General features: G+C 43.7%; 2 protein-coding genes. Both read right to left on the bottom strand.

Annotated features, from left to right (window positions below; genetic code table 11):
- Positions 1-380: hypothetical protein (locus tag POTG_RS24480; RefSeq protein ID WP_036646279.1), on the bottom strand; the 380-nt coding region annotated here is incomplete at its 3' end.
- Positions 373-1511: AAA family ATPase (locus tag POTG_RS19105; RefSeq protein ID WP_009226491.1), on the bottom strand; the 1139-nt coding region annotated here is incomplete at its 5' end. The genes POTG_RS19105 and POTG_RS24480, both read right to left, overlap by 8 nt.

Raw genomic sequence — 1511 nt, 5'->3', positions numbered from 1 at the left:
AAATCTGAAATCATCTCACTCGTTTTTTGCCGACTTCGCTTCAGATACGTTGCAATCTCCGACACTGAACAATATTGCCCCGATGTAGGATCGACAATAGCATTAACGTTCATTTTAAGCATTGGAGCCAGTGTAAAGATGAAGCTAAACTCAGCACTAGTTAAATATTGAGTCTGACATAAATAGGCTATATTTTCATCAATGGTTTGAGAGAACCTTGTTTGATTTACTGCTCTCTGCCTTTTGCGTACAATCATGAAGCCTTGTTCATTGGCTTTGGCTTCTTCATCATTGACCTTACCTAGATCAATCTCAGTTCGCCTTTTCGCCTTCAATTCTGCCTGTTGAAGTGTCTGCTTTAACGCCCCAATCTTATCCATATACCTTCCTCTGCCCTGTAGGAATACTCTGCATATTACTCTCTATCCGCTCCCTTAGCGCTGTATTACGCTGCACCATCTTGTTGTTGCTTATAGCCACACTAAGTGCCTTACGAGTTCCAATCATGACACAGACACCCTCAGCTCTCGTCAGGCCAGTATAGATCAGATTTCGAGCCAACATAACGTAATGGCTGGTAGAGACAGGCATAATAACTACAGGGGCTTGTCCACCTTGAGCCTTGTGTATGGTAATGGCATAGGCCAAGAGCAAGTCTTTTAATTCATGCTTACTGTAGACCACTACTTTCCCGTGAAAATCACAGGCAAGCCCTATTTCATCCGTCAACTCGCCTTCTTCATCCTTCACTAAGGCTGTACCTATGACAACGCCAATATCACCATTTAAAATCTTTTTCTTATAGTCATTACGAATCTGAATAACCTTATCTCCTTGACGATATATACGCCCAACGGTCTTTATCTCGGCTTTATCTAGTGCCGGAGGATTCACCGCCGCTTGGAGTGCATTATTCAGTTCCTCAGTGCCAATTACACCTTTCTTCATTGGGCTGAGAACTAGAATATCTTCTAACTTATGCCCCTTGTCCAAAAATCTCAGTACACTGAGCACAACCAGATGAGCAATCCGTTCAGGCTCAGGCTGCTCGATGAAAAAGAAATCGTCTTTATTTTTATCAATGACGATCTGTTCTCCATTATTTATGCGATGAGCATTCATAATGATTTGGCTTTCTTGCGCCTGGCGGAATATCTCTGTTAAACGAACATGCGGAACTCCTGCAGTGATCATGTCGTGTAAAACATTACCCGGCCCCACAGATGGAAGCTGATCGCTGTCTCCTATAAGGACCACTTTTGTATTTGGCCCGATTGCCTGAAATAGATGATAAGCCAATTGCAAGTCCTTCATCGACACTTCATCCGTGAAAATCAGGTCAAACGGCAACGGCATATCATCCCCATACTCTGGTTCTGCTCCTGGTCGGAAGCCAAGCATCATATGAATAGTTGAAGAGTTCATTCCCGTCAGTTCTCCAAGCTTACGAGCTGCACGGCCTGTAGGCGCACATAGCCCAATGGATGCTTCGGGATAGTGCTTTTTATATG

The sequence above is a fragment of the Paenibacillus sp. oral taxon 786 str. D14 genome, assembly GCF_000159955.1.
GTDB lineage: Bacteria > Bacillota > Bacilli > Paenibacillales > Paenibacillaceae > Fontibacillus > Fontibacillus phoenicis.
Note: the sequence above shows the minus strand (reverse complement) of the source record. Positions and strands in the feature narration are given on the sequence as shown.